Genomic DNA, 6,112 nt, shown 5'->3' on the forward strand with positions numbered 1-6,112 from the left:
GTCAGCCGTGCGCCTGGGGGTCGGGGTCTTCGTCGGTCCCGTCGTCGCCCTCGTCAGGGGCCGCCGAGCGCAGGAACTCCTCGAACTCCGCGCCGATCTCGTCCGCCGAGGGGAGGTCGGCCACCTGGGCCGCCAGCAGGCTGCGCCGACGCTGGCCCTCGAGGAACTGGTCGTAGCGCTTCTCCAGCTCGGCGACGGCCTCGCCGATCTCGGAAGAGGCCGCGATCTGCTGGGCAATCTCGGCGCGGTTGAGCCCCGCGGTCGCGACCAGCGCGTCGCTGGGCACCTCGAGCCGCGTCATCTCGGCGAGCGAGGTCAGGGCTGCCACGGCGGCGTCCCCGTAGGTCGCCTCGGCCAGGTAGTGCGGCACGTGCACGGCCAGGCCCATCGTGTGCAGGCCGGCCTCGCCCAGCCGTAGGTGCACGAGCGACTCGGCGCTGCCGGGCACCTGCACCTGGCCGAAGATGGCCTGGTTGCCCGGGATCAGCGAGGAGTCGCTGGCGAACCGGGTCATCCCCACCGGCCGGGTGTGCGGCACGGCCATCGGGATGCCGTGGGCCGAGACGACGGTGCGCACGCCGAAGGCGAGGCACAGCTGGTGGACCGCCTCGACGAAGGCCTCCCAGCGGTAGTCGGGCTCGACGCCGTGCAGGAAGAGGAAGGGCGTGCCGGTGGAGTCCTCCACGCGGTAGAGCGTCAGGCTCGGCTCGTCGATGTCGACCCACCGGTCGGAGTCGAAGGTCATCACCGGCCGGCGCGAGCGGTAGTCGATGAGCTGGTCGACGTCGAAGGAGGCCACGACACGGTGCTCCAGCGTGCCGAGGATGTGGTCGGCGATCTGGTCACGGACGCCACCGGCGTCGATGAAGCCGTCGATGGACAGGTGCAGCAGCGGCACGTGCGGTGGCTGCTGCTGCACGTCGCTCTCGAGACGGAACAGGCTCGAGTGTGTGGTCACCTGGGCTCCTCCTGCTGGGGTCGGCTGTCACGGGGTGCAACGCCGGCCACCACGCACTGATTCCGTCGGGGGTCGGTGGTAGACAGGCCCGTATGACTTCTGGTGACGACGCGCAGGCAGCACCCACCGTCTTCCACGACCTGGACCGGTATGTCGCGGTCCCCCGGCTGTCGGGGCTGGCCCTGTCCCCGGACGGCTCACGGCTGGTGACCACGGTCTCCACGCTGGGGCCCAAGGGGACGAGCTACGGGAGCGCGCTGTGGGAGGTCGACCCCACCGGGGCCCGGCCGGCCTTCCGCCTCACGCGCAGCGCCAAGGGCGAGGCCGGCGCGGCGTTCTCGCACGACGGGGACCTCTACTTCACCTCCGCACGCCCCGACCCCGACGCCGCCGAGGGCGGCGACGAGCCCGTCCCCGCCCTGTGGCGCATCCCCGCCGTCGGCGGCGAGGCACGGGTCGTGCTCAGCCGGCCCGGCGGGGTCGGCGGGGTGCTGTGCGCCCGCGACGCCGAGCGCACGCTGGTGTCCGCGGGGCTCATGGCCGGCGCCCGCACCGAGACCGAGCACAAGGCCCTCAGCACGGTGCGCAAGGACGCCTCGGTCGACGCGATCCTGCACGACGGCTACCCCATACGGTTCTGGGACCACGACCTGGGGCCGTCGCACCCGGCGCTCTTCGTCGCCGAGCCCGACCCGGAGGCGACAGAGCCCACCGGCCCCACCACGGTCGACCACGAGGCGCCGCTGCGCCTGCGCCTGGTCTCCGAGGGTCTGGGCCGGGCCCTGGAGGAGCAGACGCCGGCGGTGAGCCCGGACGGCACGTTCGCCCTGACCCCGGTCACCGTCTTCCAGGCACGCGGCGACCAGCACACGGCACTGGTGCGCATCGACCTGGCCGACGGCACCCGCACGACCGTGCTGGACGACCCCGACGGGGAGTTCTACTCCCCGCTCATCAGCCCGGACAGCGCCAGGGCCGTGGTGGTGGCCGACTCCAAGAGCAGCCCGCAGCGGGCGCCGCATCCGCGCCTGTCGGTGCTCGACCTGGCCGGCGGGGAGCTCACTCCGCTGGCCCACGAGTGGGACCGATGGTCACGGCCGGTCGCCTGGCTGCCCGACGGCTCGGCCGTGCTCGTGGTGGCCGACGACGACGGCCGGGGACCGGTCTTCCGCATCGAGGTGGCCACCGGCGAGGTCACCCAGGTCACCCACGACGACGCGACCTACAGCGACGTCGTCGTCGCGCCCGACGGCACCGTCGCCTACGGCCTGCGCAGCAGCTACACCTACCCCAGCGAGGTGGTCCGCATCGACCTCGCCGGTGGCGAGGTGACCCGGCTGTCCGGCCCGGTCGAGCGCCCGGAGCTGCCGGGGCGCCTGGAGGAGGTGGAGACCACGACCGCCGACGGCGTGCGGGTGCGCGGCTGGCTCGCGCTGCCGGACTCCGCGGGCCCCGCTCCCCTGCTGCTCTGGGTGCACGGCGGGCCCCTGGGCTCGTGGAACGCCTGGACGTGGCGGTGGAACCCGTGGCTGATGGTCGCCCAGGGGTATGCCGTGCTGCTGCCGGACCCGGCGCTGTCCACCGGCTACGGCCAGGACTTCATCCAGCGCGGGTGGGGCGCCTGGGGCAAGGCGCCCTACACCGACCTGATGGCGGTCACCGACGCGGTCGAGGCCCGGGAGGACATCGACGCGACGCGCACCGCGGCCATGGGCGGCTCCTTCGGTGGCTACATGGCCAACTGGATCGCCGGGCACACCGACCGGTTCAAGGCCGTCGTCACGCATGCGTCGCTGTGGGCCCTGGACGGCTTCGGCCAGACCACCGACGCGGCCTTCTACTGGCAGCGGGAGATGACCGAGGAGATGGGTCTGGCCAACTCCCCGCACCTGCACGTCGGTGACATCGTCACCCCGATGCTCGTCATCCACGGCGACAAGGACTACCGGGTGCCGATCGGCGAGGGCCTGCGGCTCTGGTACGACCTGCTCGCCCACTCCGGGCTGCCGGCGGCGGAGGACGGCTCGACGGCGCACCGCTTCCTCTACTTCCCGCACGAGAACCACTGGATCATGGCGCCGCAGCACGCCAAGGTCTGGTATGCCGTGGTCAACGGCTTCCTGGCCCAGCACGTGCTCGGCGAGGAGCCGGCCGAGCTGCCTGCGGTGCTCGGTCGCACCCCGGCCACTCCCGCGCAGCTCGAGGCCGTGGCAGGATCGGATGAGCACGACGACTGAGCGGTCACCAGCCCGGTGGCCCGGACCGATCGGGGGGCGCACGCCATGTCCTACTCCTCAGCACCACTACCCGGCCGTGGACTGCGCCGCTGGGGTGGCGCGCTCTTCTGGATCGGTCTGGCCCTGGGGGTCGTGTCGCTCATCGCCACGGTGATCAGCGGTGTCGGCCTGGCCCGCAACGCCGAGGGGCTCGAGGACTCCCGGGCCATCATCGGCCCGACGACGGTGACCCTGCAGGCCGGCGAGGTGCGCGGCATCGTGCAGGAGTCCACCGAGTCGCCGGTGCCCGACTGCTCGGTGACCGGGCCCGACGGCAGCGACGTGCCGCTGCGGGGCTCGGGTGACCTGTCCTCGGAGTGGGGCGTGGCCGGCTTCCTGGTGGTGGCCGACTTCGAGGCGGCCCAGGGCGGGGAGCACACGGTCGACTGTCAGGGATCGGCCGCGACGCTGATCCCGCCCGTGGGGCTGGAGGGTCTGCTCGGCGGCGCCTTCGTCGCCTTCGCGGGGGTCATCGGGATGGGTCTGGGGGTGACCCTGGCGCTGCTCGGCGCGGTGCTGTGGCTCATCGGCCGCTCGCAGTCCAAGAACGCCGTGCGCGGCCCGGCCGGCTACCAGGGTCCCCCTCCGCCCTACAACTCCTGAGCGCCGCACACCTTCCGGGCGCCGCGCCACTGCACACCTCGCCCTGCGCAGCTCGTTGGCGCGCTCACCCCTGCGGGAGCCTCCACCCGGTCGCCTGTGCCCACGCCTCGGCCCGCTCGACGGCATGCCCGGGCCACGGCTCCCACGTGGCCGCCACGTCGGCGTGTGCCCGGGGGTCTGCCGTCGCCCAGTCGCGCAGGAGCACGGCCAGCCGGCGGGCCGGGCTGCCCACCGGACGGATGTGCACGCGGGCGGGACGACCGGGGTCGCTGTGGCCGTGCACCCGCCGGTCCCAGGTGGCCGGCCCGTCGCGACCGGGAACGGTGTCCCGCCACCGGCCGGGGTAGGGCGGGAAGCCCGCGTCCGCCAGCGCCGTCGCCACCTCCGGCTGGTCCACCGCCGCCAGTGCGGGCACCACGACCTGCAGGTCGATGACGTCCTGGGCCGGCATCCCCGGCACCGCCGTGCTGCCGACGTGCTCCACCGCCACGGCGGTCTCGCCGAGGGCCCGGCGCAGGCGGGCGCTCAGCCGGGCTGCCTGCGCCGGCCAGGTCGGGTCGGCCTCGTCGACCGGGAGCCGGTCGGTCACGCGCACGGCGACCCGGTGGCGCACGTTGTGCTCGAAGGGCACCAGCCGTCCGCCCCACAGCAGGTCCACCTGCCGCTCGAGCTCCTCGACGGTGCCGTGGTTGTCGAGCCACACGTCGGCGGCAGCACGGCGCCGGGTGTCGTCGGCCTGGCTGTCGATCCGGCTGCGTGCCTGCTGGGGGTCCATCCCCCGCTGGTCGACCAGCCGCCGCAGCCGCTCCTGCTCGCCGACGCCGACGATGACCACGAGGTGATAGGCGGCGCCCATGTCCTTCTCGACGAGCAGGGGCACGTCGTGCACGACGACGGCGTCCGCGGGCGCGGCGGCGACCAGCTCGGCGGTGCGCCGGGCGATGCGCGGGTGCGTGATCGCCTCCAGGTCGCGGCGCGCCTGCGGGTCGCCGAAGACGACCTCCCCCAGGGTGGCGCGGTCCAGCGTGCCGTCGGCGGCGACCACGCCTGTGCCGAAGCGTGCGACGACTTGGGCCAGGCCCGCCGACCCCGCGGCGACGACCTCCCGGGCGAGACGGTCTGCGTCGACGACCACCGCGCCGTGCTCAGCGAGGCGCGCGGAGACGGTCGACTTGCCCGAGCCGATGCCCCCGGAGAGCCCCACACGCAGCATGGCCCCACTGTAGGCCCGCCACCACCCGGCATACCCCTGAGACGCCGGGTGGTGGCGTCGGCTCAGCGGATGACCTCGCCGGGCACCGCGTCCCGGTTGGCCTCCCAGTCGAGGAAGTCGTCGGTGAGCCGCACCAGGGTCACCGCGAGCCAGCCGACGACGATCGCGTCGTCCGCGAGCCCGGCGACCATGAAGATCGCCTCGGGGAACAGGTCGACCGGCGAGACGACATACCCCACGGCACCGAGCATCATGGCCAGCTTGGCCATGTCGGCCCCGGCGTACTCACCCCGGCGGATGGCGCGCACCATGCGGGGCAGTGCGCCGAGGCGGGTGCCCAGGCTGTGACCGGCGGGGCTGTCGGCCGAGCGGGCGGCGGTGGCGACGGTGGCGAGGGCGCCCCAGCGCCAGGTGCGACGGGTGGCGGTGCCAGCCATGGTGTCTCCTTCGTGCTGCGGGATCGTGCGACCTGTATGACGCGCAACCGGCCGGATCGGTTCCCGCACCGACCGCGGCCTCAGGCCGGGCGGTCCTCCGCGGCGTCCATCGCGGCGTAGATCCGCTTGGCCGACACCGGCTGCGGGGTGCCCAGCCGCTGCGCGAACAGCGAGACCCGCAGCTCCTGGATCTGCCAGCCGATGTCCCGGACGTCGGCGTCACCACGGCGGTGCGGCGGCAGGGCCGCCACGAAGTCGGCGTACTCCTGCTCCACCACGTGCACCTGCTCCATCCGGTCGGTGTCCCGCCGCAGGTCCTGCACACCCTTGTCGAGCCGCTCGGCCATCGCTCGCAGGTAGGTGACCAGCCGGGGCAGCCGGCGGTAGCCGGTGTCGGCGACGAACCCCGGCCGGACCAGCGCCGCGAGCTGGACGCGCAGGTCGGCGACGAGCCCGGCAGCGGCGGGGGCGGTGACGCGGGACAGCTGCAGCGACACCTGCCGCGCCGTGTCCAGCACGGGCACGAGGTGCTCCACGATCTCGATGACGCGCGGCGTCGTCTGCTGGCGCACCCCGGCGAGCGCCCGGTCGAAGTCCTCCGGGGAGCGCACGGTGGCGCCCGGCA

The 6,112-nt window shown here is 74.0% G+C and carries 6 protein-coding genes; 2 read left to right on the plus strand and 4 right to left on the minus strand.

Features of this window, described 5'->3' with window-relative positions; genetic code table 11:
- Position 1: 1 nt before the first annotated feature.
- Positions 2-958: a PAC2 family protein gene (locus tag LVO85_RS15430; protein ID WP_232748388.1), complete on the minus strand. Its 957-nt coding sequence runs from the start codon at positions 956-958 to the stop codon at positions 2-4.
- Positions 959-1,050: 92 nt separating this feature from the next.
- Here LVO85_RS15430 and LVO85_RS15435 point away from each other — a divergent pair, with 92 nt between their 5' ends.
- Together LVO85_RS15435 and LVO85_RS15440 are read left to right on the plus strand one after the other, a co-directional pair.
- Positions 1,051-3,195 (plus strand): alpha/beta fold hydrolase, encoded by a 2,145-nt coding sequence (locus tag LVO85_RS15435; protein ID WP_232748389.1) that lies wholly within the window; start codon positions 1,051-1,053, stop codon positions 3,193-3,195.
- Between the two features lie 45 nt (positions 3,196-3,240).
- Positions 3,241-3,837 (plus strand): hypothetical protein, encoded by a 597-nt coding sequence (locus tag LVO85_RS15440; RefSeq protein WP_232748390.1) that lies wholly within the window; start codon positions 3,241-3,243, stop codon positions 3,835-3,837.
- Positions 3,838-3,901: 64 nt separating this feature from the next.
- On the opposite strand, the gene coaE is transcribed toward LVO85_RS15440, so the two are convergent.
- From coaE to LVO85_RS15455, 3 genes are all read right to left on the minus strand, one after another.
- Entirely contained in the window at positions 3,902-5,050 is a 1,149-nt protein-coding gene (gene coaE, locus LVO85_RS15445; protein ID WP_232748391.1) for a dephospho-CoA kinase, read from the minus strand.
- 62 nt (positions 5,051-5,112) lie between these two features.
- Entirely contained in the window at positions 5,113-5,487 is a 375-nt protein-coding gene (locus LVO85_RS15450) for a YkvA family protein (RefSeq protein ID WP_232748392.1), read from the minus strand.
- A gap of 80 nt (positions 5,488-5,567) precedes the next feature.
- Positions 5,568-6,112 (minus strand): DUF3418 domain-containing protein (locus LVO85_RS15455; protein WP_232748393.1); only part of this gene is annotated, 545 nt, incomplete at its 5' end.

This window comes from Ornithinimicrobium sediminis (assembly GCF_021272345.1).
Classification (GTDB): Bacteria; Actinomycetota; Actinomycetes; order Actinomycetales; family Dermatophilaceae; genus Ornithinicoccus; species Ornithinicoccus sediminis_B.

Bases quoted from the DNA above. Each gene is read 5' to 3' on its own strand.
- LVO85_RS15435 (WP_232748389.1), top strand. From the start codon at position 1,051: ATGACTTCTGGTGACGACGCGCAGGCAGCACCCACCGTCTTCCACGAC.
- LVO85_RS15440 (WP_232748390.1), top strand. From the start codon at position 3,241: ATGTCCTACTCCTCAGCACCACTACCCGGCCGTGGACTGCGCCGCTGG.
- coaE (WP_232748391.1), bottom strand. From the start codon at position 5,050: ATGCTGCGTGTGGGGCTCTCCGGGGGCATCGGCTCGGGCAAGTCGACC.
- LVO85_RS15450 (WP_232748392.1), bottom strand. From the start codon at position 5,487: ATGGCTGGCACCGCCACCCGTCGCACCTGGCGCTGGGGCGCCCTCGCC.